This is a genomic window from Caballeronia sp. LP006 (assembly GCF_031450995.1).
Taxonomy (GTDB): Bacteria; Pseudomonadota; Gammaproteobacteria; order Burkholderiales; family Burkholderiaceae; genus Caballeronia.
The window spans coordinates 1-24,149 of record NZ_JARTVW010000006.1; the positions used below are offsets into that span (position 1 = coordinate 1).

At 60.4% G+C, this 24,149-nt stretch carries 20 protein-coding genes and 1 pseudogene; 5 read left to right on the top strand and 16 right to left on the bottom strand.

Annotated elements, in window-relative coordinates:
• The coding region (locus tag P9250_RS30510) for an ABC transporter ATP-binding protein (RefSeq protein ID WP_310396946.1) at positions 1-820 on the top strand (820 nt) is incomplete at its 5' end.
• An 88-nt stretch (positions 821-908) separates the two neighbouring features.
• Here P9250_RS30510 and P9250_RS30515 read toward each other — a convergent pair.
• The 4 genes from P9250_RS30515 to folE2 form a co-directional block, all read right to left on the bottom strand.
• Positions 909-1,310: a heme-binding protein gene (locus tag P9250_RS30515; RefSeq protein ID WP_310396948.1), complete on the bottom strand. Its 402-nt coding sequence runs from the start codon at positions 1,308-1,310 to the stop codon at positions 909-911.
• A 78-nt stretch (positions 1,311-1,388) separates the two neighbouring features.
• Positions 1,389-2,549: a mandelate racemase/muconate lactonizing enzyme family protein gene (locus P9250_RS30520; protein WP_310396951.1), complete on the bottom strand. Its 1,161-nt coding sequence runs from the start codon at positions 2,547-2,549 to the stop codon at positions 1,389-1,391.
• A 119-nt stretch (positions 2,550-2,668) separates the two neighbouring features.
• Positions 2,669-3,718: a 3,4-dihydroxy-2-butanone-4-phosphate synthase gene (gene ribB / locus P9250_RS30525; protein WP_310396953.1), complete on the bottom strand. Its 1,050-nt coding sequence runs from the start codon at positions 3,716-3,718 to the stop codon at positions 2,669-2,671.
• 172 nt (positions 3,719-3,890) lie between these two features.
• Entirely contained in the window at positions 3,891-4,736 is an 846-nt protein-coding gene (gene folE2, locus P9250_RS30530; protein ID WP_310396955.1) for a GTP cyclohydrolase FolE2, read from the bottom strand.
• Between the two features lie 281 nt (positions 4,737-5,017).
• On the opposite strand from folE2, the gene P9250_RS30535 reads away from it, so the two are divergent.
• The gene (locus P9250_RS30535; RefSeq protein WP_310396957.1) at positions 5,018-6,124 is read left to right on the top strand and encodes an LLM class flavin-dependent oxidoreductase; all 1,107 of its coding nucleotides are present in this window, start codon (positions 5,018-5,020) and stop codon (positions 6,122-6,124) included.
• Positions 6,125-6,185: 61 nt separating this feature from the next.
• On the opposite strand, the gene P9250_RS30540 is transcribed toward P9250_RS30535, so the two are convergent.
• A complete protein-coding gene (locus tag P9250_RS30540) occupies positions 6,186-7,460 on the bottom strand; it encodes an FAD-dependent oxidoreductase (protein WP_310396959.1) in 1,275 nt (424 codons plus the stop codon).
• Positions 7,447-8,973: an amino acid permease gene (locus P9250_RS30545; protein WP_310396961.1), complete on the bottom strand. Its 1,527-nt coding sequence runs from the start codon at positions 8,971-8,973 to the stop codon at positions 7,447-7,449. The genes P9250_RS30540 and P9250_RS30545 overlap by 14 nt, the downstream gene beginning before the upstream one ends.
• Before the next feature lie 675 nt (positions 8,974-9,648).
• Here P9250_RS30545 and P9250_RS30550 point away from each other — a divergent pair.
• A pseudogene (locus P9250_RS30550) lies at positions 9,649-10,129 on the top strand (cation:dicarboxylate symporter family transporter); the annotation flags it as partial.
• An 869-nt stretch (positions 10,130-10,998) separates the two neighbouring features.
• A complete protein-coding gene (locus P9250_RS30555) occupies positions 10,999-12,153 on the top strand; it encodes a DUF2971 domain-containing protein (protein WP_310396963.1) in 1,155 nt (384 codons plus the stop codon).
• 30 nt (positions 12,154-12,183) lie between these two features.
• On the opposite strand, the gene P9250_RS30560 is transcribed toward P9250_RS30555, so the two are convergent.
• The 3 genes from P9250_RS30560 to P9250_RS30570 all read right to left on the bottom strand — a co-directional run bounded on the left by P9250_RS30560 (position 12,184) and on the right by P9250_RS30570 (position 15,501).
• Positions 12,184-12,426, bottom strand: a complete 243-nt coding sequence (locus P9250_RS30560; protein ID WP_310396965.1) for a CsbD family protein — start codon at positions 12,424-12,426, stop codon at positions 12,184-12,186.
• A 1,062-nt stretch (positions 12,427-13,488) separates the two neighbouring features.
• Positions 13,489-14,586, bottom strand: coding sequence for a GntG family PLP-dependent aldolase (locus P9250_RS30565; protein ID WP_310396967.1), 1,098 nt, complete (start codon positions 14,584-14,586; stop codon positions 13,489-13,491).
• Positions 14,587-14,664: 78 nt separating this feature from the next.
• Positions 14,665-15,501, bottom strand: coding sequence for an AraC family transcriptional regulator (locus P9250_RS30570; protein WP_310396969.1), 837 nt, complete (start codon positions 15,499-15,501; stop codon positions 14,665-14,667).
• Positions 15,502-16,043: 542 nt separating this feature from the next.
• Between P9250_RS30570 and P9250_RS30575 the strand changes: the two genes are divergently transcribed.
• Positions 16,044-16,529 carry a hypothetical protein gene (locus tag P9250_RS30575; protein ID WP_310396971.1) on the top strand — a complete coding sequence of 162 codons (486 nt, stop codon included), beginning with the start codon at positions 16,044-16,046 and terminating at the stop codon, positions 16,527-16,529.
• Positions 16,530-18,384: 1,855 nt separating this feature from the next.
• Here P9250_RS30575 and P9250_RS30580 read toward each other — a convergent pair.
• The 7 genes from P9250_RS30580 to P9250_RS30610 form a co-directional block, all read right to left on the bottom strand.
• Entirely contained in the window at positions 18,385-18,741 is a 357-nt protein-coding gene (locus P9250_RS30580) for a BON domain-containing protein (protein WP_310396973.1), read from the bottom strand.
• A 65-nt stretch (positions 18,742-18,806) separates the two neighbouring features.
• On the bottom strand, positions 18,807-20,375 hold the full coding sequence (locus tag P9250_RS30585) for a bifunctional 3-(3-hydroxy-phenyl)propionate/3-hydroxycinnamic acid hydroxylase (RefSeq protein WP_310396975.1): 1,569 nt from the start codon (positions 20,373-20,375) through the stop codon (positions 18,807-18,809).
• The gene (locus P9250_RS30590; protein WP_310396976.1) at positions 20,372-21,244 is read right to left on the bottom strand and encodes a fumarylacetoacetate hydrolase family protein; all 873 of its coding nucleotides are present in this window, start codon (positions 21,242-21,244) and stop codon (positions 20,372-20,374) included. The genes P9250_RS30585 and P9250_RS30590 overlap by 4 nt, the downstream gene beginning before the upstream one ends.
• A gap of 49 nt (positions 21,245-21,293) precedes the next feature.
• Complete coding sequence (locus tag P9250_RS30595) at positions 21,294-22,205, bottom strand: VOC family protein (RefSeq protein WP_310396977.1); 912 nt, start codon at positions 22,203-22,205, stop codon at positions 21,294-21,296.
• Positions 22,206-22,216: 11 nt separating this feature from the next.
• Positions 22,217-23,242 (bottom strand): amidohydrolase family protein, encoded by a 1,026-nt coding sequence (locus P9250_RS30600; protein ID WP_310396979.1) that lies wholly within the window; start codon positions 23,240-23,242, stop codon positions 22,217-22,219.
• A 7-nt stretch (positions 23,243-23,249) separates the two neighbouring features.
• Positions 23,250-23,675: a heme-binding protein gene (locus tag P9250_RS30605; protein WP_310396981.1), complete on the bottom strand. Its 426-nt coding sequence runs from the start codon at positions 23,673-23,675 to the stop codon at positions 23,250-23,252.
• Between the two features lie 21 nt (positions 23,676-23,696).
• Positions 23,697-24,131, bottom strand: a complete 435-nt coding sequence (locus P9250_RS30610; RefSeq protein ID WP_310396983.1) for a VOC family protein — start codon at positions 24,129-24,131, stop codon at positions 23,697-23,699.
• Between the last annotated feature and the right edge of the window lie 18 nt (positions 24,132-24,149).

Consider the following 24,149-nt stretch of genomic DNA (forward strand, 5'->3'; position numbering starts at 1 on the left):
TCTCGATGTGTACGACAATGTCGCGTTCGGTTTGCGGCTGAAGAAGGTGCGCGCCGATGAGATCGACTGGCGCGTGAAGCGCATGCTCGAACTCGTGCAGCTATCGGGCCATGCGAGCCGCTGGATACACGAACTAAGCGGCGGGCAGTCGCAGCGCGTGGCGCTGGCGCGCGCACTCGTCAACGAACCCGATGTGCTGTTGTTGGACGAACCGCTCGCCGCACTCGATTTGAAGATTCGCCATCACATGCTGCGCGAGTTGAAGCGGATTCATCAGGAAACGGGCACGACTTTCATCTACGTCACGCACGATCAGGACGAGGCGATGGTGCTGTCGGACCGCGTGGTGCTGATGAACCATGGGACCATCGAACAGCTCGCCGCGCCCGAGGCCATGTATGCGGCGCCGGAAACGCTCTTCTGCGCGCAGTTCTTCGGTGAGACGAATATCGTGGCGGGACGGGTAGAATCGGTCGATGCGAATCTGGCGTCAGTGTCGGCAAAAGGCGGCGGCACGATTCGCGGTGCGGCGCGCGGCAGCATGAGCGGCGACGACGTGTCCTTGTCCATCCGGCCAGAGTGCATCAGCTTGTGCGCGGACGATAGTGCAAATGTGCGGGCGCCGACCATTAATTCGATGCTTGGCACTTTGCAGGACATCGCGTTCATCGGCAGCCGCGTGGTGTACCGCGTGGAAGGCGCATCTGGCGATGTGATGACGTGTCAGACGGCGCGGCCTTCGTCAGGCATCGCGCTGGAGGTCGGGCATCGCGTGCGATTGGGGTGGAATGACGACGCGGTGGTGGTGTTGAGGCGCTGACTGGAGCGGGTTGAATGCCCCGGAGGCTTCCGGGGCATTGCATTGAGAAATCCCGAGCAGATTCCCTGCCCTGCCCCGATCACGCCCTTTACGCCACCGCCGCCGCTCCCGCCTTCGCCACTTGCGCATCCTGCGGCGCTTTTACTCCCGACACACCCACCGCTCCGACCACCTGTCCATCGACCACGACGGGCACGCCGCCTTCCAGCGCTCCCCGCAGCGGCGCACTGAGGAACGCCGTGCGTCCGCCGTTAATCATCTCCTCATAAACCTTCGATTCGCGGCGTCCGAGAGCCGCCGCGCGCGCCTTCTCGATGCAGATTTCCGACGAAACTGGCGTGCAGTTGTCGAGCCGCAGAAACGACAGCAAATGTCCGCCGTCATCGACAATTGCGATTGCCACCGGCCATGCATTGCGATTCGCCTCAGCGGCGGCTGCATCTAGCATGGTCTTCAGCTCGGCTTCGGTCAGAACCGGCTTGCTCTTCATTCACGTCCTCCATATACGAAAACGCCGTCGCGCAAGACACGCAACGGCGCGCGGTATTAACACCGCTTTATCGCTAAATTACAGTCTGCATTCGGCCCAAAGGAACGGCTTCACGTTTTCCTTCGCGAGCGTCACGCCGAGGCCCGGCTTGTCTTCCACCGCGAGACGGCCATCCTTGATGCGCGCTTCCGGCGGATTTTCGAGCACCTGTACGTAGTTTGGGGCATCGCTGAAATACGGGTAGATTTCGAGCGTCATGAAGTTGGCGAGCGTGACGGACACTTGCAGCGTGCCCGCCGTGCACAATGTGCTCGCGCAGTTGTGCGGCGCGACTCTCAGGTTGAAGGCTTCGGCCATCGCGGCAATCTTCTTGGTTTCCATCAGGCCGCCTGTGTTGCCGATATCCGGCTGCACGATATCCACCACCTGCGGCTCCAGCACTTTGCGGAAGCCATACCGTGTATAAAGACGCTCGCCCGCCGCGATCGACATATTGGTCGAATCGGCAATGCGCCTAAGCGCGCCAACATCAAAGGCATCGCACGGTTCTTCCAGCCAGCGGATGCCCAGGTCTTCGTAACGCTGGCACAGGCGGATGGTTTCATCGGTCGTCAGGCCTCCGCTCAGATCGAGCATGATCTCCACATCCGATCCGACGAACTCCACCAGCTTCTTCACGCGCTGATAAGCCAGTTCGGTGAATTCGCGATCGTGTGCGCGGCGGGTCACGTGCTTCAAGCGGCCCAGATGGTCCTGCGTGGCCAGCGGGTAGCACTTGAGCGCCTTGTAGCCGTCTTCGATCGGACGGGCAGCCGCTGTAGCCCATTCTTCCGCACCGAGGCAGTGATAATTCCAGCCGTTCGCGTAGACCGGCACGTCATCAAAAATCTTGCCGCCGAAAAATTCATACACCGGCAGGCCGGCCGCCTTTCCCTTGATATCCCACATCGCCTGCTCGATCGCGCTGATGCCCGCGAAGGTGATCGCGCCGCCGCCCTTAGCCCAGAACGACATATCGTACATTTCCGACCACAGTTGTTCGATGCGCGCCGGATCGTGGCCAAGCACCAAACGCTCGACGAGATCCTTGATCATCCCGGCCGCCGCCGTGCTGCCGATGCCGTAAGCAATTGCCGCTTCGCCGATGCCCGTCACACCCTCATCCGTCATCAGTTCGACGATGACAGGATTCACATATCCGCTCTTAATCAGATAGACATTTGCGCTTTGAATCTTCATAGTGCCTCAGGTTGTTGCCCGGTCCCACCGGCGCCACCCCACGCGGACGGGCAACGAGACCGGAAGATAATGTTCTGGGGTTGAGTGCTTGCGTTCGTGCTAACTCTTGCTTCTTGTGCTCAGGCGGCGAGCGCCACAACCGGCCGCGCGCAGTCAACATCGACGAACACGGGCTGGCGTATGTGCAGATCCGACAGAATTTGCGACATCACATCGTTGCCGCGCGCATACGCCTCGTTCATCTGCCGCACGCTGAGCGATAGGTTATCGCCGCGCGCATCCAGATTTAGCAGCAGCAAGACCGCCGCGTTTGATCCCGGCTGCGAGAACAAGGCCTGCGCAAGCCGGCCCTGCGGATCGAACAGTGAGGTGTCGATCCACGCAGCGTCCGCTTCGCGTGCTTCGAGGAACACGGCGGTCGGCAGCGCCGATGACGGACGGCCGCGCACCAGCGCGACATGTTCGGCGTGCGTCACGCCATCGCGGAACGTAATGCGCTCAAAGGAGCCGAAGTCGCTCATCACCGTGCGCCGAGCAGATACCCACACGCGCGCGTCGTAGCGCCTGCGATACTCGACAAGACTCTTGACGGTGCCCACGCGAATGCCGTGACGCTGCCCGAACTCGAGCAGATCCGGCAGGCGCGCCATGGTGCCGTCGTCGCGCATGACTTCGCAGATCACGGAGGCGGGCTCGAAACCCGCGAGCCGCGCGAGGTCGGTGCCCGCTTCGGTGTGGCCCGTGCGTTCAAGCACGCCGCCAGCCTTGGCGCAGAGCGGGAAAATATGGCCCGGACACACGATATCGGCGGGTGACGCGTTGCATGCGACGGCGGTAAGGATGGTGGTTGCGCGATCGTGCGCAGAAATACCGGTCGTCACGCCGCGCGCCGCTTCGATGGAGACCGTGAACGCCGTCTCGTGTTGCGAAGTATTGCTAGCGACCATTGGCTTCAGATCGAGCTGGCGGCAACGCTCCTGCGTGAGCGTCAAGCAGATCAGGCCGCGCGCTTCACGCGCCATGAAGTTAACGATCTCCGGCGTCACCGCTTCGGCGGCGATCACGAGATCGCCTTCGTTTTCGCGGTCTTCATCGTCGACCAGGATCACCATGCGTCCGCGACGAATCTCGTCGATCAGCACATGGGCAGGGGTGAGTTGGTTCAGCATAGGCATAGCTCGCTTCCGGTCTTAAGGCGCTTCGTTTCTCTTGGAGGACCGCCACGCGGCCCGGCGATGGTGATATTGCAAGGCCTATGCCAATTTGCCGGGCTAAGTCGCAGCACCGTTCACGCGCGCATTGCATCCGAAGCACGCGTTTCCGGGTCTCATTCATGAGACTTCACGCGATGCATTCGCACGACTGCGACGCGCTTCTTGTGTCCTCAGTGAGATCGCTGGAGTCGACAAGTGCATACGCGCTGTGGTTGTGAATCGACTCGAAGTTCTCCGCCTCGACCACGAACGATTCGATTCCCGCGAAGTTATAGAGTCGATGCGCGATATCGCGCACCAAGTCTTCGACGAACTTGGGATTCTCGTAAGCGCGCTCGGTCACGTACTTCTCGTCGGGACGCTTAAGCAAGCCCCAGAGTTCGCACGATGCTTCCTGCTCGGCGATCGCAATCAGTTCTTCGGGCGCGATATCGCCGGTTACGGTCGCGGTGATCGTGACGTGCGAGCGCTGGTTGTGCGCACCGTGCCGCGAGATCTTCTTCGAGCACGGGCATAGACTGGTCACGGGCACCAGCACTTTGAGCGTGATACGCGCGTCTTCACGCGTGATCTCGCCGGTCATCGTCACTTCGTAATCCATCAGACTCGATACCTGCGAGACTGGCGCGGCCTTCTCCAGAAACAGCGGAAAGCTCACGTCGATGCGGCCCGCGTGCGTTTCGAGCGCTTCCTGCATCGACGTCAGCAGCGCGAACAGACTGCGGGTCGAAAGCGCGGCCGTATGCCGTTCGAGTAGTTCGATGAAGCGCGACATGTGCGTGCCCTTCTGTGATGCGGGCAAATAAACATCCATATTCCAGACACCGACGGTCGTCGCGCTCGCTGCGCCGCGCATGCGTACGGCAACGGGACGGCGAATGCCGCGCACGCCGACGCGGCGTATCGCGATGCGGCGGTTATCGGGAAACGCCTGGACGTCGGGCATGAGGAAATTCGGATCGATGTTGTTCATGAGGATGGTTCCACGAGTGAATGCTTGCAAAACATGTTCTGCAAGATGTGGACCATTCGATCGGCGATGACCTAGTGCGATGAACATCAGTCCGTCTCAGCATCTGATGAGAAATCGTCGCGCCCGTGAGACAGGTCTTTTTGCACTCGTCGCGATCGGACGGAATTTGCCGTGTTTTCAGACGCTTACGCGCGAAAACGTGATTGGCATACGACTTGCCTTTTTCAGGGCAAGGCCCGGACGGCCTTGCATTCATCCAACCCGTTGCTCAAGGAACTAGAATGAAACTTGGCCTTTTCATGATGCCGCTTCATGACCCCAAGCGGAATTACACCGAACTGCTCAAGCAGGATCGCGAAGCGATCATCATGGCCGACAAGCTTGGCTATGCCGAAGCCTGGGTCGGGGAACACTATTCATGCAGCGCGGAACCGATCGCAAATCCTCTGCAGTTCTTCGCATCGCTGGTCCACGCCACGCGCGATATTAAGTTCGCGACGGGCGTGATCAATCTGCCGCAGCATCATCCCGCAGCCGTGGCGGGCGACGTCGCGCAATTTGATCATCTCTCGCAGGGTCGCTTCATCATGGGCGTCGGTCCCGGCGGTCTGGTCTCCGACATGGAGCTATTCGGGACCAGCGAAAAGAATCGCGCCGAGATGGTCGTGGATTCGGTCGAAATCATCCACAAGATCTGGTCGGGCGACGCACCGTACAACATCAAGGGCAAGTACTGGGACGTCGTGATCGACAAGAACGTGCATCCATCGATCGGCTTCGGTCCGATGCTCAAGCCGTATCAGCAGCCGCATCCGCCGCTGGCGATCTCCTGCATGAGCCCGAACTCGAGCAGCGCCAAGCATGCGGCCATGAAGGGCTGGGGCGTGGTCTCCGCCAACTTCATCCCGCCGGTACACGCGAAGTCGCACTGGGAACAGTACGCGCTGGGCTGCGAGCTGTCGGGCCGTCTCGCCGACCGTTCGCAATGGCGCGTGGCTCGATCAATTCTTGTCGCCGAAACCGACGAACAAGCAGCCGAGTATCTGGATGGTGAATCGAGCTATTCCTGGTACTACGACTACATTATCGAAGACATGGCGCTCTTCAATATGCTGGGCGTGCTGAAACCGAGCGCCGACATTCCCGACGCCGAAGTCACGGCGAAGAAGTGTCTTGACTGGATGGTGATGTCCGGCTCGCCGAAGACCGTGCTCGACAAGCTGGTTGCGTTCGTCGATTACGTCGGCGGCCCGTTCGGCACGCTCCTCGCCACGCAGAAGGACTGGGACCAGCCAGAAGTTCACAAGACGTCGATGCGCCTGCTCGCCACTGAAGTGATGCCGAAGCTGCGCGCATATTGCGCGGACCTCGAATCATCGACGGTGTAAACGGCTAGATTGAAGCAGGACACGCTGGCGTTCGCATCGGCGATGCGAACGCCAGCGTCGTTTAGAAGCGGCTTGCGCTGAACGGACGAATATCGATGGACGGCTCGCGGCCCGCGATCATGTCCGCGACGAGTTGCCCGGTTTTAGGCGCACCGGTAAGTCCGAGATGGCCGTTGCCGAACGCATAGAACACATTGTAATGACGCCGTGCACGATCGATCACCGGCATGGAATCCGGGAAACATGGGCGATTGCCCATCCAAGCCGTTGCATCGGAGGTATTCACGCCCGGCAGCAGGTCTTCGATGGTTCTGACGAGCGCATCCGTGCGATCGTAATTCGGCGCGGCCGCGAGACTGTCGAACTCCACCGTGCCCGCGATTCGCAACCCCGTCTCCAGCGGGCTGATGAAGCATTTCCGATCCACTGCGACCACCACGCGCCCTATGTTCACGTGCGGCGCGGGAAACGTGAGGTGATAACCCCGTTGCGTCTGCAGCGGCAAATCGTCGCCGAGTTGGCGGGACAGTTCGCGCGACCATGCGCCCGCCGCGATCACTACCGCGCGTCCCGTTACGCGCCCTGCATCCGTTTCTACACCGCGCACGACGCCCGCGTCGAGAAGAAAGCTCTTCGCTCGTGCGTGGATCAGCGTGCCGCCGGCAGCGGCGAAACTCGTGGTAAGGACATCGACGAGACGGGCCGGATTGACGACAAGACCCTCGTTCGGAAGGAACACCCCGCACGTGTAGCGCGGGCCGACCGCAGGTTCAAGATCGTCGATCTCCCTGCGGCCGACATAGTCGAGCGCCACGCCACAGTCGCGGCGCAGCGTCCACGCGCCGGCGTCTTTGTTGCGATACGCCTCGGACGGATAAAGCTGAAGCTGACCAGTTTCGGTGATCAGGTCAAGCGCGCCGATATCGCCGAGCAGGCGCTTGTAGAGCGGGATCGAGTCTTCGAGCAAGGGCTTGAGCGCGCGCGATATCCGCTCGACCCGCTCCTGCCGCGAGGCGAGCACGAAGCGCAAGAGCCACGGCATCACGCGCGGCCAGTAGCGCGTGGTCACGTGCAAGGGCGATTGCCGATCCAGCAGCCAGCCCGGCACTTGCTGGAACACGCCTGGCATGCCAAGCGGTGCGACCGAGCCGGCGCTGATGCTGCCCGCGTTGCCGAAGGAACATCGAGCATTGGCGATGCCGGGATCGATCAGTGTGACGGCAAGTCCATCGCGCAGTAGCGCGTGCGCGGTTGCCAGGCCGACCAACCCGCCGCCGACGACGAGGAGCCGGCCGGCGCGGCTCTGGCCGAGGACGGAGTCTTCATTTGGCAGCATCCGGTGAGGCTTCCCTCAGTTCGATGGTGGTGTCGCGCGTTTGCGTGCCCGCCATTCCGGCGGGCGGTCCCGGAAAGCGGCGGCGCTCCAGGCCAAACCAGCCCACCGCGAGCACCGCGAACAGACCGACGAAATAATGCCGAAGAATTTCGGTTGGCGGCTGCAAACCCACCCACACGATAAACATGCCCCCTACCACCGCGACGACGCCGCAAGGTTTCGACCAGACACCGAGACGAAACGGTCCGTAGCTGCGCTCCCTGGCGAACATCGCGGCGAGGATCGCCATGCCGTAGCAGATCTGATAGAAAAGCGCGGTGCCCGCGGTGAGCGCCGCGAAAGCCGGCGAGTATAGCGTGACCGCGACACCCGCGACCGCGCCCGACCAGATCGCCACGGCCGGCGTGCGGAACGAACGCGAGACCTTCGCACAGCTTTTTGGCAGGCCACCGTCGCGCGCGAACGAGTAAAGCGCGCGCGAAAATCCGGTCATGCAGCTCGCACCGCACATATAAACGGAAATCGCAATGGACAAGCCGACGAAGTGTTTGAGCCATTGCGGCGCCACTACTTCTTCATAGAGCCGGAGAAAGCCGTCGGGACCCTTGCGCGCAATCTCTGCGGGGTCGTGCATTGCGAGACCGAAGATCACGAACAGCACGAAGCCTAGAATGACCGAGAAAAGGACGGAGTTCTTCATCGCCTTTGGCACTGCGCGCGTCGCATCGACCGTTTCCTCGGAGACGTGCGCGGACGCGTCGTAACTGGTGACGAGCCACATCGGCAGCAACAGCGCGTAGCCGCAGACCAGCAGCAGATTCGTCGTGTGCGGCACCACATTGCCGCCCGCCTCGCCAGTGTTGTTCACGAAGTCAAACAGATGCGCGAGATTGGCAGGTTGAATGTTGTACAGCATGATTCCGCACAGTGCCGTCGCGCCGACGAACGTAATGTATGCGCCGATCTCCACGAGCCGCGACAGAGTGCGCACGCCGATATGGTTGAAGACGGCCCAAGTCAGCATGAGCACGGAGACGCCGAGCAATTGCTGAAAATAGCCCCATTGCGAGGTGTCAATCTTGAAGATCTCAGTAAGCACCATCTGGTTGAATACCAGATAGGTCGCCACCGCCGTGCCGCCGACCGAGAATACATAGGCAAGCAAATTAATCCACGAGGTTGCCCAGCCCCAGCCGCGGCCGCCTAGCACTGACGACCAATGATAAAGGCCGCCCGCTGTCGGTATCGCCGAGCTGATCTCGCCGAGTGACAGTGCGGTCGCGAGCGCGATCACGCCACCGACGAGCCACATCGCCGTGAGTCCGAACATGCCCGCGGAGCCAATGCCCTGCTGCATGTTCACGCTCACGCCAAAGAACACGCCTATCACCATGAACGATACTGCGAAGTTGCCGAACGCGGACATGCGGCGCGACAACTCCTGCTCGTAGCCGAACCGCTGCAAGGTTGCCGCATCCTCGCGCAAGATGTCTTCCGTCCGCTGATTGCTCATAACGATGTCTCCCGTTGCCTTCTGTCGTTCCACAGGGGAAGCATATGTTGCGCTAACCGCCTTGCGCAGTGCAATGCAACGGCCATGCCAAGCGCCTTCCCGCATGGCGGGCGTCCTGCGCGTGCCTCGCGAAGCCAGCAGGGACAAGGAAGCTAGGGTACATGCGATGCGACCGATGCCGCGGGGTCTCGGTGCGGCTGTCTCAGCGTTGAGAAATCTCAGGTGCGCTCAGGCGTACCGCTGCGACGTCCTTTCGCTCACCGCCGCATGTTTCGAAGACTGTTGGGCATTGCCCCTACTTCACTGGAGACGAATCGGGCTGGACTCCGGGGTCGTAGCATTGGAGGAACACAGGAGAACAGGCGCACGAGTTAGACAGCAAGTGGATGTCAGACCGTCCACACCTGCTCTACTGCTTTCGATGTCTTGTGCTCAATCCCGTTGATATAGCCGCCCCCCGGGTTGGAAGCGGATATGGCTCGACACCGACATCGCCGCCTGCGAGGTGCACTGAACAACACTCGAGCAATTTCCAGCAACCATTGCGCGGCGAGCACGAAACATGGATCGGCTGCTTATTCTGTTAAGCAAGTACCGGCAGAGGCTCCAAATCGCCTGACCTACGGTGTATCGCAGAATCAGTACACCCAGTAGCAGAATTAAAGCCCCTCATCAGCATTTAATCTCGACGGCACGTCGATCTTCATGTCGATGGGCGTGATGTTCATCGCTCACGCGTATGGCGTGCCGATCGCCCTGGATCACCAGATCGGCATTCTGCTGCTCATGCTGCTCACGTCGAAGGGCGCGGCCACAGTGTCGGGCGGCTCGTTCGTCGTCTTCGCGGCGACGGTCACGTCCACGGGCATCCTTCCGGTCGAAGGCCTCGCGCTGATCTTCGGCGTGTACCGCTTCCTGTCGATGGCGATCGCCACTTGCAATACCATTGGCAATAGCCTCGCGACGGTCGTGATCGCCAAGTGGTCGCGGACTTTCGATGCTGCTATCGCGGACGGCATCTGCACCCGGAGCGCTATCCTGAAACTGCGCGGGCTGACGAATACCTGGCCGACGGCAATTTGTCGCCCGAAGACATGAACAATCCGAATCGCATCCACACGGCATTCCGCATAAAGGTGCCCGCAACACGCCTTAACGTGAACTTGATGTCTCAACGGAGCGCGGACACGCCACCGCGCTCAACTCAAAAAACCCATGGGTCACATCATGACTGCACCATCGCGCGTCGAGCATGACGCTATCGGTTCCGTCGAGATCCCGTTGAATCGATAATGGACACGCAGACGCAGCGTGCCCTCGGTCCTAGGAAAGCGCAGGGAGCCATGCTGACGACACACAGTGGCCGTCGTGGCGCCTGTGCATCTCGGTTAAAGCCGAATATCTACGGGTTTTCGCGTTGTAGCCTATGCTACAGCGTGTTAAGGTGGCTAAACCGGCCGGCCAGGTAGCGCCCGCCGGTTTACCGTTAGCCGCCGATCAGCGCGATCAGTCGCACGACCCCGATACATAGGTAGGAAATGGCTTCAATCCATTCCTCCGCCGTAGCAGTTGCCATGTGCTTACCTCCACAGGTGGGTTCATGACACGGACGAGACCGATGCTGGCCCTGAGAAAGCATGCAATCGGTATCTCGTCCTCTTATCCGAAAGCCGGCCAGCGCCGGCTTTCTTCATTCTGGCAAATCAACTGCCCACAACAATCCTACTTGCTTTGCGCCGTAAAAACGTGGGGCCGCGCGCATACGGTCCGGCGCGACCACATCAATTAGAACCCGCCTCGGACCCAATAACAACTGGCCGATCAGGATAAGTCCGATCGTCCTCAGCGTGACACTCTTCATTTTTCCGCGTTTTCAGCGAAGCGCCGGTTGCCTGGTGCATCGTCACACCATGATGAGTCACCTGCTCCGAAGAAGCGACACGCTCGCCTTGTGTCCAGCGTGAGCACATTCGACCTGCGCATGTTTTCGAAAACGTCGAGGTTTTTTGCATCAGTACCGTCATCATGCGCATGACGCTGCTGCAGTTCCACGCGTGGGTTTTGCGTAATCGCGCGAACGACAACGCGTCAAAAGCTTCTTTGACTTCGCCCAAGGGCAGTTTGGAGGCAGGCGCCATGCGATTCGATGCTCTATCATCGAGGCGGTCGTTATCTCGTGAGCATCGTATGGAGAAGGCTGTACCGAACGTGCTGTATAAGTATCGCCACTTCGATGAGCGCTCGATGAAGCTTATCTGTGGCGACCTTGTTTATTACGCTGACCCGAACACGTTCAACGATCCCCTCGATACAAAACCATGCGTTGAAGCTGATTGTGACGTTCAGGTTTTGGAGCACGCCGTATCGGAGCTGGTCAGACGTCGCATCGAAAGCGCGTTGAAAGCAAATGCCCGCGCCATTCGGTATCGTGGACCGAGAACAATGGATCACATCGCGAAGCTTGCTCGTTCTGAGGCAGATCAAAATCTCAAAATGCTTCGTTACCAAGCCACCGATCCTGAAAATGTGAACCAGGCCGAAGCGTATGTTCACCTGCTCTCTTACGCTATGGAGCGTGAGCTTCTCCATCAGTCCGACAAGGGGATTTTGTCGCTTGCTAAGCGATATAACTGCCCGCTGATGTGGAGTCACTATGGCAATCAACATGGGGGACTTTGCATTGGCTATAGCGTGCCCGTGGAGTGTCGATCGAACATTCATCGCGTTATTTACGGCGGCAACCGAAAAGTTAGCGCAAAGGCAGTTGCACAGATGGTGTCAGGTGATGCAGACGCGCGCGTAGCCGTTGATGAGGCCGTGTTGTTGAGAAAGGCGCAGGACTGGCGCTATGAGAAAGAGTGGCGTCTGCTCGGACCACGGGGCGAACGCGACTCTCCCCTGGAACTTGTTGAGATCATTTTTGGAATGCGGTGTGATCAAACCGTGATTCACACGGTGGCGAGCGCGCTGGAGGGACGAGCGCGGCCGGTCAAGCTGTATCAAATGCAAGAAGTTGCCGGAACGTTCGGGCTAAAGCGCGCTAAGGTCGATCTTGACGAGCTCTCGGTGTATTACCCGCGGCGCGCTTTATCCGCTGGCGAAGGTTTCGAGGCCATCGAAGACGAACCATCGAAAAAAGATCCAACAGAATACGCCCGCGCAAGGCGGGCGCTGAACTGAGCCGTTCCAAGCACCGAGACGGCGCGGCGACTATACGCGAATCCAGTTACGGCTTCGCTGGATCGTCCGTGGCGCATCTTTCAGGTCCTCCTTGGCGTCACCGATGTCTTTGCGCACTTTGCCTTCGACCTGCTGCGCGTCGCCCCTTGCCTGTGCCAGATCGTTCGTCACTTTGCCGACGCTCTGGTTGATCTTGCCTTTGACCTTCTCCCCGACGCCCTTACCTTTGCCAAAAACCGCACCGTTGACAATGCGAGGAATCGCGGGTGCCATGCTTGACGGCGAGCACCTTGTCTCACCAGTGCGCGTTGGGCAAAAGACGATCCCGCCGGGGAAGTGGCCATGGCCCTCCCCCGTGAGAGGCCGGCGATCGTCTACCTCGCTGGGTCTTCACGAGTCGAGCCATTCCGGCAGCGCAGCCAGCTCATGCGCGCCGCACGTTCTCGGATGCGAAAATGCGCCGGCAGCCTCGGTCCTGAAATGACTTTGATGACTATTACCAAAACCATCAAAGCGGTCTCCGTAGGCGTGTAGATGCGTTATTCGGAATCTCTGGGCCCAAGCGAGATCGGCCACAGCCGGAGATCAGCTTTTTTTGGCCGGTGCCAAAGTCAAGCGAGCAGCGGCGTACCCGAAACGAATGCATTTCTCAATGGCAGAAGGTGGCCGATTGCCGAAGATAAAGACAGGTTCGCGGGATGCCGATGCGCCGCCGGCTTGAGCTGCCGTACTCGACCCGTTGCCGGCGTTCGGGCAAATCGCAGTCGAACGGCCGGTGTAGGAACCCTCCGGTCACGCGAGCCTACGGACGGTGTTGCCTCCACGCCGCTCGTAACCATGAAGCGAATCAGCCCAGCGCGTCTAGAAATCTTCGATCATCAAGGGACATCCCCTCGAGCCACTGTACTTCGCGCCCGGGTTCAGGAAGGACTCTACCGAATTCGACCATCTGCGACGGCGACAATTCCGACAGGTAGACCCTAACGTGGCGGCTAGGCGTCCGAGCCTCGTCAACCACGATAGTCACGATACGTTCGAGCAATCGTTGTTTTTGCTCGGACGTTCGGCCCGCTCGAATCTACCTGTGTACAAAAATGTGGTCCGACGCTTTAGGCTGACCCGCCAGAAAATGATTCCCGGCGGCGATATCCTGGAAGATCACCTGGGCAAAGAACGCCTGGGCGCCCGTCGCTTAACTGTGCGCCTGTGTGATGCCGGAAGCGATTGCTTGCTTCAGTTGAGCGTCCAGGCGGCCTCCCGCAGCCGCGACATGTAGGTTGGCATTGACAGTCTCCTTTAAATCGCTGTTCCAGCGCAAAGGATGGAGAGTAAGGTTCAATATCCGGCGGCTGCCCTGCGGCCCGGTTGCGAGCCAAGCGTCCCCGCAGCAGCCGAGTGAGGCTCGAGGACGGAAGCGATAACTTCGATAGCTTGCTGAATTTGCTGACGGGAGATGTTCAGGTACGGGATTGAGCGAACCGCATCAGCGCCTGAGGGAAGAACGTAGAGTCCTTTTGCATGGAGCTTCTCGACGAATTCTCCAGCGGGCAGCGATGTCACGCCGAAACGTACGATATTGGTTTCCACCGACGCAACGTCCAGTGCGATCCCGGGCAAAGATGCAATTCCACGGGCAAGCATTTGCGCGTGCTCATGATCTTCCACCAGACGGGTACGATGATTACGTAGCGCATAGAGTGCCCCTGCCGCGATGATGCCCGCCTGACGGAAGCCACCCCCGATTTGTTGCTTAAAACGACGCGCCCGAGCGATGAAGTCGCGCGGACCGGCCAGCGCAGAGCCGACAGGCGCGCCAAGGGCCTTTGAAAAACACACGCTGACCGTGTCGAAGTGCTTTGCGTAGTCGCGCTCAGGAATACCCGTAGCCGCCGTTGCATGCCACAACCGCGCCCCATCGAGATGCAGCGCCAGGCCTTTCGATCGGGCTGCATCGCAAACACTGACAAGCTGCTCAATCGGCCAGACTTTCCCCCCGCCGATGTTGTGAGTGTTTTCCAGACATAGCAGCTTGACCGGGGCGGGGATCGTAGCCGGAAAGAATCGATGCGGCACACCTAGTGCGTCCGCCACGTCCTTCGAGGAGAACACGCCGCGTACGCCAGGCAAAAGCCGCGGGAGCACACCTGAGAAAGCAGCTGGCGCGCCGCCCTCAAGAATATAAACGTGTGCGTTCTGATCGAACAGCACCGCGTCGCCCGGTTCCGTGTGAGCCCGGATGGCGACCTGATTGGTCATGGTGCCGGTCACCATATATACTGCGTCCTCCTTGCCCAGCAATTCTGCTACTTCTCGCTCGAGCTCCCTTACGGTCGGGTCGTCGCCATAGACGTCATCGCCTACCGGTGCGGACGCCATGGCTTCTCGCATGGCCGCCGTGGGCTGGCTGCAAGTATCGCTACGCAAGTCGATCATTTCGTGCTCTCTGGGATGATTGTCGTGCCCAGATTGTGTATCGCCGTAGGTGCATACTTTTGGACAAAGTTGCGCTTATTAACGGCGTGAGCGACTCGGCGGTACGCCGAAAAAGCGTCGGAATTCCCGGGTTAGATGTCCTTGGTCGCAGTATCCGACTTCGACGGCAACCTGCCTCAGCGGCTGTCCTTTGAGCAAGAGTTGCTTTGCCATCGCGACCCGGCGCTGGACCAGGTACGCGTGCGGCGCCATACCGACGGAATGCTTGAACACGCGAATGAGCTGATAGGAACTCATTCCGGCGACTGCTGCGATCGCGTCGAGGGTCGGGTTCTCGACGAAGTGCGCATCGATATATTCGCGTGCCCGTTTAACCGCACCCGGCAGCAACGTTGAAACGTCGGTTTGCGGAGCTGTCTGTGCGTGCCGCTGAACCAATTGGAACAACGCTGCGGTGAGCCGCGAGGCCGTTTCCAAAGGATGAATGTCGGTCGATTCCGAACAACGATGGGCTTCGTACAGCAACCGCATCGTCTGCGGATCGTCGATGACGGTTTCGGAGAAATGAAGCGTTCCTCTCAATGGCCGGCGCTCACGGTTCAGCATGTTCGTCAGGTCGGCGGTCGGCACATACATCATTCGATAGTCCCAACCACCCTCGAGCGCGGGTCGCCCTTCGTGCACGCTGCCGGGGTTGATGACGCAGATCGTACGTTCGGGCATCACGAGACGGTGTCCACGTGCGTCGAGGTATGTTTGGGCACCTCGCTCAATGACGCCGAAGGCAAATTCGTCGTGCGCGTGCGGCGGAAACCGATGAGTACGGTAGGTCGCCTGTAGCATCTCGATACCAGCGAAAGCAGGCTCCCGCCAAAACTTCGCCCGATTAGGAATGTGCGGCGATACTCGATCCATTTGACTGACCTGAAAGTTAGGGAGGTCCGGCCCGAACACGCGGCTGAAGCCTGCTTGCCCAGTCCGAACCCGTCCCTCGGTCCGCCGGGCCGACAACGACCGCTTCTTAGTTCAACGGACATGCGTTGACGCACGTCGCTATTCGGCCGTAGACGTGCCAGTCCTGATGTGAGTGCCGCTACCAGCGCCCCGACCGAGCTTTGTTGAATTATCCGCGGCGGCGCTTAATGCCGTTGTTCCCTTGTGCCACGGGGCGCTACCCTCTCAGCAAATAGGAAGCGCTCAATTCTACCTTTAAAAACGATATCCGATAATACGGAGGGATGAGGCGTGGAAGATTGATAGAAATTAACAATCAAACCTCTTTTCGAGACAAAAAGCTGCGTCGAACCTGTTGGTTCAGGCGAAATTCAGGCACTGTTCGCGATAGCGCAGCTTATTGCTTACACGATGTTCGCACCAGCCGTTCAGACTGTTCATGCCTTGCACCACACGCCGTTTTTTATCGACCTATTATCGAGCCCTTTGCCCCCGCCTTAACCATGCCGGTATCGAAAAAGCGCAAAAGGTCGTCCGAATCGAGAACCGTACAATCGCGCCGCAAAAAGCAGTTGTATTTGCCTCTAAAACAGCCGGAGTCTGACCGGTTGTGCTTACAAGCGCGCCTGTCGTTTCAGGCGATGCGGGAAGGCCGAGGCGATAGAGCCGCCGCCATGAACATGGCTTCGATCTCGCTTATGTGCGAGATGATCACGGCAGCCGGCCATGGTCTATTGCCGCTGCCTCTAATTCAACAGGCCCGAAAAGGTGCCTTTGATGCGTTAGATAATGGCGCAAGCAGTGGTGTGTGGACATTCACGGAAGCTCTAACCAGTCAATTCACGCTGGTTATCAACGAGTACGATCGCCAGATGCGCGAGACCCGACTGCACGCGATAATCGCGGCATCAGAGAAAGTCGAACACCTGCTTGCGAAGCAATGTCAATGGCGTAAGCAGGAGTGTCCAAGCGGAATCAGGGGAAATTAGTTGGCCTAAGTGCATAAATTAACCGAAATTGCGCTTCTAGGTAGTTGCCGTCCTTCAATAAGAAATTGCGGCCCGGTTCAACAGAGCGACGACCAAAAAAAACCCGCGAAACGCGGGTTAGATCCAGCTGGCCTCTTCGGCTCTTTGCTGGGCATGGCATACGCTTATGTCCGCGTTTCGGCCCTCGGGTCCTGCGAAAGACATTTCTGAGTGACGGCAGACTTTAGCCGAACTTTAGACAATTTTAATCTTTTTACGCCAACCATGAAGTGGTCAGGCAACGGCCTGGTGCTAAACGGCAGGTACGAGTCGGACGAGGCATTCGGATCGCCGCGTGGGCAATCAGCACTGCCATTAGATCCTGCGTGCCACGTGACTTTATCCGTGCTGAGATGATCATCGACGAGGTGTTTACAACCTCGCTTCCCAAGCAAAGCGGATAGTAGTTGCCGCGGGACGCAACGCGGTCTCCTGGCAGCTTAATGGTACGCCGGAAGGTCGGCATGTCCCCCTTGCGAGGTGCACGGAACATCACTCGATCGGTTTCCAGCAGCAATCGCGCGGCGAGCACGAAACATGGATCGGCTGCTTATCCTGGTAAGCGAAAACGAGCAGAAGCTCCAAATCGCCTGACCTACGGTGTATTAGCGGAATCAGTGCACCCAGTAGCGGAATTGAAGCGCCTCAACAGCAGTTGAAGCGCTCTCTTACGCTTTGGAGAACGGCGGCTGCGTCGAAAGGAAAACTGTATTCATGGGGTATCGCGCGAATCCGCTAGCTGGTTTGGTGGGACCGGGATCCAATCGCACGAGGTTGGCGCCTGTTATGCAACGTATCTCGCAAGTTAATTGGTATAACAGACAATCTAACGATTACAAGTCGTATAATATTTGTTCATGCACTTTAGAACGATCGGTCTTTCCTCTTTTTGTGGCCTCTCTCAGGTCCTGACTTGCTCGGATGGTCAGGACTTTTTCGCCGACCTCAAATGTCGGCGTTTTTTTGGGGCGTGCCCACACTGCAGCTGTGAGCAGGTTCGATCTATACGCTCTGCCCTCAATGCAACTATGTCAACTAAATCCGGAGCTTAAAACGATGGACGAACGGAATGAAGGTGTTGTAAGCAATTACCTAACGGAGTTCTAAAGTGCTGCGTTTAGGAGCGAGTCAGGTGAAGACGTTACTGAGCTGATTGTAAATTTGGTTGAAAATGCGAAAAAGCATTTGGACACTTGGAGTAGCGCGGCACCAACTCACAACAGACGCAAGTTGACCGCGCAACTCGGGAAGTGGGCTGAACTAGGAGCACAGTCATCCCCAACTGTTGCAAAGGTACTACTTGACGCGGCGGAGCAGTTGGCGCGGTGATTGTTGAGGTGCGTTGATTCCCCAACCCAACACCAGCAATGTCAACAATCCACGCGCCGGTGTCGATCGATCCGTACCGACCCCCTTCTGGTTCTGTGCAAGGTTAACCGTCATGGCGTGCTTTTCCAACGTTGGAAATTGGCCAACTGAAATCAGCGGGAAAACCGCTCGTCGCGATCTTCCAAGCCTAAGGGCGAGGAGCCGCAATCACCAAGCCTGAACTCTGCAAATGATGAGCTGGTCCATAGTTGATTACAGCACCATGTGCCGATATCGACCCTCATCGGCCATACGATGCGCCGTCGGACTGACGTCTTTTGATGAAGTACACCGGTCATTCGCCGGTCATCCTGAACGGGGAGCAGGCTGTTCCGCCGAAGCGTTGAGACTTCCCTCTGTTAGCTTGCGGGGTGGGCGCTTTTTCTCACCAACGGGTCCCGTTCTGACGACCGCGCGCATGACGACACGCGGCCGCGTGAGTACGCCTTCAGTTCTCTTCGGTCTGCACCGTCAGCTTGTTTCTGACTTCGACGACGCCGCTCACACCTTTGGCAACCTCTCCCGCCTTCGATGCCTCGATCGCCGACGGCACCGATCCCGCCAGCGTCACCACGCCATTCTTCACGCGCACACTGAGGGCTGCCATGTCGACGCCCCCCGCCTTCCTGATCGCGCGCCGGACGTCCTTTGCCAGTTCCCTGTCGGCGGGTCTCGCCTGCGCGCCCGATGCGGGAGCTTTGCCCGGCGCGTCGCTCGCCTGACCGGGACCTTGAGCCATCGCGAGTGCGGCGGATGCCATCACCATGCACGCGATACCGACTCTTGCTGCCGTGCGAAATTTCATGCTGCTCCTCCTGTGTCTCATCGTTGTGGGTATGAATTACGAGGGTTACGAGCGTTACGACGACGCTAGCGCAACGTGGCGCTCAAGTCGTCGAGTTGTCCTGCCAGAAGCGCCGCGTCACTGGAAACACCATAGACGTAGTGATCGGGCCGCACGATTGCAGCGCCGCACTGATGCTTTTCGAACCATCCCGCGAGCACGCCTTCAGTCTCCTGCACGACCTGTCCATCGAACCCCGCGTCGCGCGGATTCGGCTGCAAGCAGGACCAATGCACGCCCAGTTCCGCCGCTCTGGCGCGCGCGCCGTCGCTGACCAGCGATGGATCGGCGACCACGACGCGCCATCCGCCGCCGATGACTTCATCGAGCAACTTCACTGTGGCGTCGTCACGCACGCGGGGCTGCGGAAACAGCGTGCCGTTGGCCGGATGCGCCGTGCCGCTCAGCATGCCGTCGCGCAATCCGGGAACGATCTCCTGCCGCGTGACCGTGCGGATCGTCCCGCCCGCCTCGTCGATCAGACGTTGATCGCGTGCGCAAGCCGCCGCGGTATCGCGTTCGCAGATGACACGGCCGAGCGCTTTGATGCGCGTCGTCAACTCGCGAACATGCGCCTTGCGTTCCGTTTCGTAGCTGTCGAGCAGTGCATCCGACGCCGCGCCCCGCATGACGGCGTCCAGCTTCCAGATCAGATTGGTCACATCGCGGATGCCCTGACACATGCCCTGACCGATGAACGGAGGCTGTTGATGCGCCGCATCGCCGGCGATGAAAACGCGCCCGCGCCGCCACGCTTTCGCGACCAGCGCATGGAAGCGATAGCTCGCCGCGCGCCACAACTCGCCGTCCTCGGGCGTCATCCATCGTTCGAGCAGCTTCCAGACCTGCTGCGCCTGCTGCATGTGCGCCGGATCTTCGTCCTCCTGCAACATGATTTCCCAGCGCCGATGCCCGCCCGGCCCGACGATATACGTGCACGGGCGGCTCGGCTCGCAATACTGGATGGCAGTCTTCGGCAGCTTCGCCAGGCCTCGCTCGTTGACCTTCACATCGACGACAAGCCACGGCTCATCGAATTCCAGGTCTTCATACGCGATGCCGAGCGACGCGCGCACCGTGCTCGACGCGCCATCGCAACCGATGAGATACCCGCATGTCACGCGCCGAATGCCGCCGTCCTCCGCACGAAGTTCGACATGCACGCTATCCCCTTCCTCGGAAAAGCCGGCAAGCTCGGTCCCGAGCGCGACCTCGACACTCGGATACGATGCCGCATGCTCGCGCAACGCCGCTTCCACGGGAGGCTGGGTGAACACCATGGTCGGCGTGTAGCCGAGCGGATACGGCTGCGGCACGGTGTCGATGCGCTTGATCAGACGGCCATCCACGCCATAGAACTCGGAAGCCGGAAACGCCGCGACGTGCTTCATCACGCGATCCGCGACGCCCATTCCCTGGAACACCCGCATGATCTCGTGATCGACGGCGATCGCGCGCGGCTTGTCGTACACCTCCTTCGCGCGGTCGACGCAGAGCGTGCGGATGCCCTTCTGCCCCAGCAATCCGGCCGCCACCGCCCCGGACGGACCGAAGCCGACGACGACCACATCGAACTGTTCATCGTTGGCCGTCATTGCGTCCGCGCCTCGTCTTGCACCACGTTCTTCAGCACGCCGATGCCATCGATCTCGACAGCGACCGTGTCTCCGTGCTTAAGCCACACGGGCGGATTGCGCGCCCAGCCGACGCCCGCGGGCGTGCCCATCACCACGACATCGCCGGGTTCGAGCGTCAGGCATTCGGTCAGCAGCTCGATGGTTTCCGCGACGCTCCAGATCATGTCCGACGTGTTGGCGCGCTGCATCACCTCGCCGTTCAGACGCAGCCGCAGATCCAGACCTGCCGCGCCGGGCGGAACCTCGTCGGCGGTGACGAGCCACGGGCCGAACGCGCCGGTACCATCGAAATTCTTGCCGATGGTCCATTGGCTCGTGCGCTTCTGATAGTCGCGCACGGAGACATCGTTGAAGCAGGCATAGCCGAACGCGTAGTCCAGCGCGTTCTCGCGCTTCACATGCCGCGCACGCTTGCCGATCACCATCACGAGTTCCGCTTCGTAATCGAGCTTCTCCGACACTTGCGGACGAATTACCGGATCGCCATGCGCGATCAGCGAGCTGGCTCCACGGAAGAAGATCAGCGGATATTCCGGCTTGAGATTGCCGCCTTCCTTCGCGTGGTCGTAGTAGTTATGACCGAGGCAGACGATCTTGCCCGGCTCGGGAACGAGCGGCGCGAGTTCGAGCGATGCCATCGGCATGCGTTCGTTCCCGCTGTCGTCCAGCGCCTTGCGCGCCGCCGCCACGATATCGACGCCGGCACGCAACGCCTCGCGCAGATCGGCGGGAATCGACGCGTCCGCCTTCGCCAGATCGACGACCTGTTCCTGGTCCAGCACGCCGAGGCGATATCCCGCTTCGGTCTTGTATGTGATCAGCTTCAACGTAAGAGTCCTCAAAATGAATTCGAAATTGTCCAAGGCGTCGAAACGCTCAGGCCTGCAACGCGCTGTCTTGCGCAAAGAAAATCGCCTTCTGCGCGGCTTTCAGCCGGGGCGACGGCGCTTTGCCGATGCCCCATTGATCGATGCGTCCCGGCGGCCATTTCCAGTCTTCCGGTCCGCCGGTTTTGTAGGTGTCGTCCACCTGCTGCACTTCCGCCGTGTACTCGATGACGAAATCGAACGGCCCCACGAAATAGGCGAACGCGTTGTTGCCCGGCCCGTGCCGCCCGACGCCCCATTCGATCGGATAGCCCGCGTCGTTCATGCGTCCGCCGCCGCGCATCACGGAGTCGAGATCGGGCATCAGGAACGCGACGTGGTTGAGGCTGTTCTCCTCGGCATCCGCCAGCGCGATGCTGTGATGGTCGGAACCGCAGCGCATGAACGCCATGATTCGCGTCCGGTCGGAAAGCCGGAAACCGAGCGCGTCCTCGAAGAAGCGCTGCGCGACCGCGACGTTCTCGCTGTTGAGCACCACATGCGTGATCTTCACGGGACGGTCGGCGGCGGCTTGCGTATCGGCATGACGCGCGTCGCCGGTCACGAAGCGAAAGCGCCGCCCTTGCGGATCGCGCGCGACCAGTTCGACGCCGCCCGCCGGATCCGCCGATGCCTCCGGGCCGCTCAGGATCGCGCCGCCATACTCGGGGATCGTGCGCGCCAGCGTGTGCAGCGCCTCGATGGACGGCACGCCAAACACCACGGCGCGCACCTGCGGCGTCTCGCTGCGATGCAGGGCGAGCACGTGATGTGCGTCGCCGGTGCCGCGCAGATAGACCGTATCGGCATCGCGCGCGGCGACGGACAGCCGCCATGTCCCGGTGTAGAACTGCGTGGCCAGATCGAGATCCGGCACGCCGATATCGATCCCGCGCAATGCGGTGACGAGGCCCTGTGTCATCTGTGACTCCTTCATTGCAGGCCGAGAAAGCACTCGGCGTTTCGATGGATCAGGCGCTCGCGAACGTCCTCGTCCGGCACGGCGCGTTCGATGCGTTCGCGCGCGGCGGTATCGGAGAAGGCGAACGGATAATCGGTGCCGAGCATGATTCGCGTATCGCCGAACATCGTCCGCAAATGCGCGAGCGTCGGCGCGTCGAACACGAGCGCGTCGTAATACATGCGGCGCGCCTGTTCGACGGGCGTCATCTCGATGGCATCGCCGAGCGGCGCGAACACCGTGTGAGCCTGTTCGAGCCTCGGCAGCAGCGATGCGAGCGTGCCGCCGCCATGACTGAACGCGATCCGCAGGCGCGGTCGGCGCACCATCAGATTCGTGCAGATGGCCGAAGCCGCCGCGAGCCCGACATCGGTCGGATAGGCGAGCGCCTGAACCAGTTGCGGCGGACCGATGAGCCGTTCCTTGCCCGCGGGCCGCAGCGCATGCACGAACACGGCCGCGCCGAGCGCTTCGGCCGCTTCAAAGAACGGATCGAACTGCATTGCGCCGATGGGCGCGCCGTTCACGTTGCTGCCGATCTCGACGCCCGCGAAGCCCGGCTGGCGCATCAGCCGCTCCAGTTCAGCGATGGCCGTATCGACGTTTTGCAGCGGCACCGCGCCGAGTCCGATCATGCGGCCGCCGCTTTGCGCCACCATCTCGCCGATGACGTCGTTCACGTAGTGCAGCAACGGCAGCGCGTCGGCTTCGCTCATCCAGTACGAGAGCAGCTCCGGCATCGGCGAGAGCGCCTGCAGGCCGATGCGCTGTGCGTCCATATCGGCGATGCGGCGCGGCACGTCCCAGCACTGCTCGGAGACGGTCCGGTAGCGCTTGCCGTCGATCATCACGTGACGATGGCACGCGTGCGCGGGCTCCATCGAAGGCCAGCCATCCGGTACGCGTCCCGCGACGCTCGCCGGAAACGATGCGGGCACGACATGCGTATGGATATCGACGCCGCCCTTCGCGCATGAGCAATGGATCGTGTGATGCATGGGCGCCTCAGCGATGCGTGAAGCCAGCCGCTTCCACGCCGGCGATGCAGATGGCTTCGTCCTCGTCGCCCGTACCGCCGCTCGCGCCGACCGCGCCCAGCATCTGCCCCTCGCCGCCGACGATCACGACCGCACCCGTTTGCGGGACGAACTTGCCCTGCGCGGTCGCCGAGAGCGCGCCGAAGAACGCGGGGTTCTCCTTGGCGCGTTCGAGCAACGCGCGGCTCGCGACGCCCATGCCGGCAGCCGCATACGCCTTGCCCTGCGCGATATCGAAGCGCAGCATGCTCCCGCCGTCTTCGCGCTGCATGGCCTTCAGATGCCCGGCGTCATCGAGCACGACGATTGTCATCGGCTTGTGATTGCGCTTGCGCGCGGCGGCGAGCGCGGCTTCGATAATGCGGCTGGCATCGGCGAGACAGAGGCTTTGCATGATGTCGTCTCCTCGTTGCGATCAGAGCGTGGCGGGCTGAGTCGGCGGCTTCGCGCGCTGCACGAACTCGATCAGGTTGCCCGCGTTGTCGCGCATGAAAAGATTCGAGCCGAAGGGAAACTTCTTGACCCAGACGATATCGGCGCCGCGCGCCTTGAGTTCGTCGGCAAGCGCGAACACATCTTCCGCCGCGAACGAGACGTGCTTGTTGCCGAAGGTCTTGAGGTCTTCGTTCGGCAGGCTGCGGTCTTCCGCGGGCGGCTTGGCGCCCGGCACCTGAAACAGTTCGAGGCGCAGGTTGCCGTTGATCAGGATCGCCACTTCGGCGGGAATCGATTCGATGGTGTTGCGGCGCTCGACGGTGAAACCGAGCACGCCTTCGTACCAAGCGATCGATTCGTCGAGATTGGGCACGCTGATGCCCGCATGGTCATGCCAGAATTCGATGCTGCTCATTGAACGGGTCTCCACGTA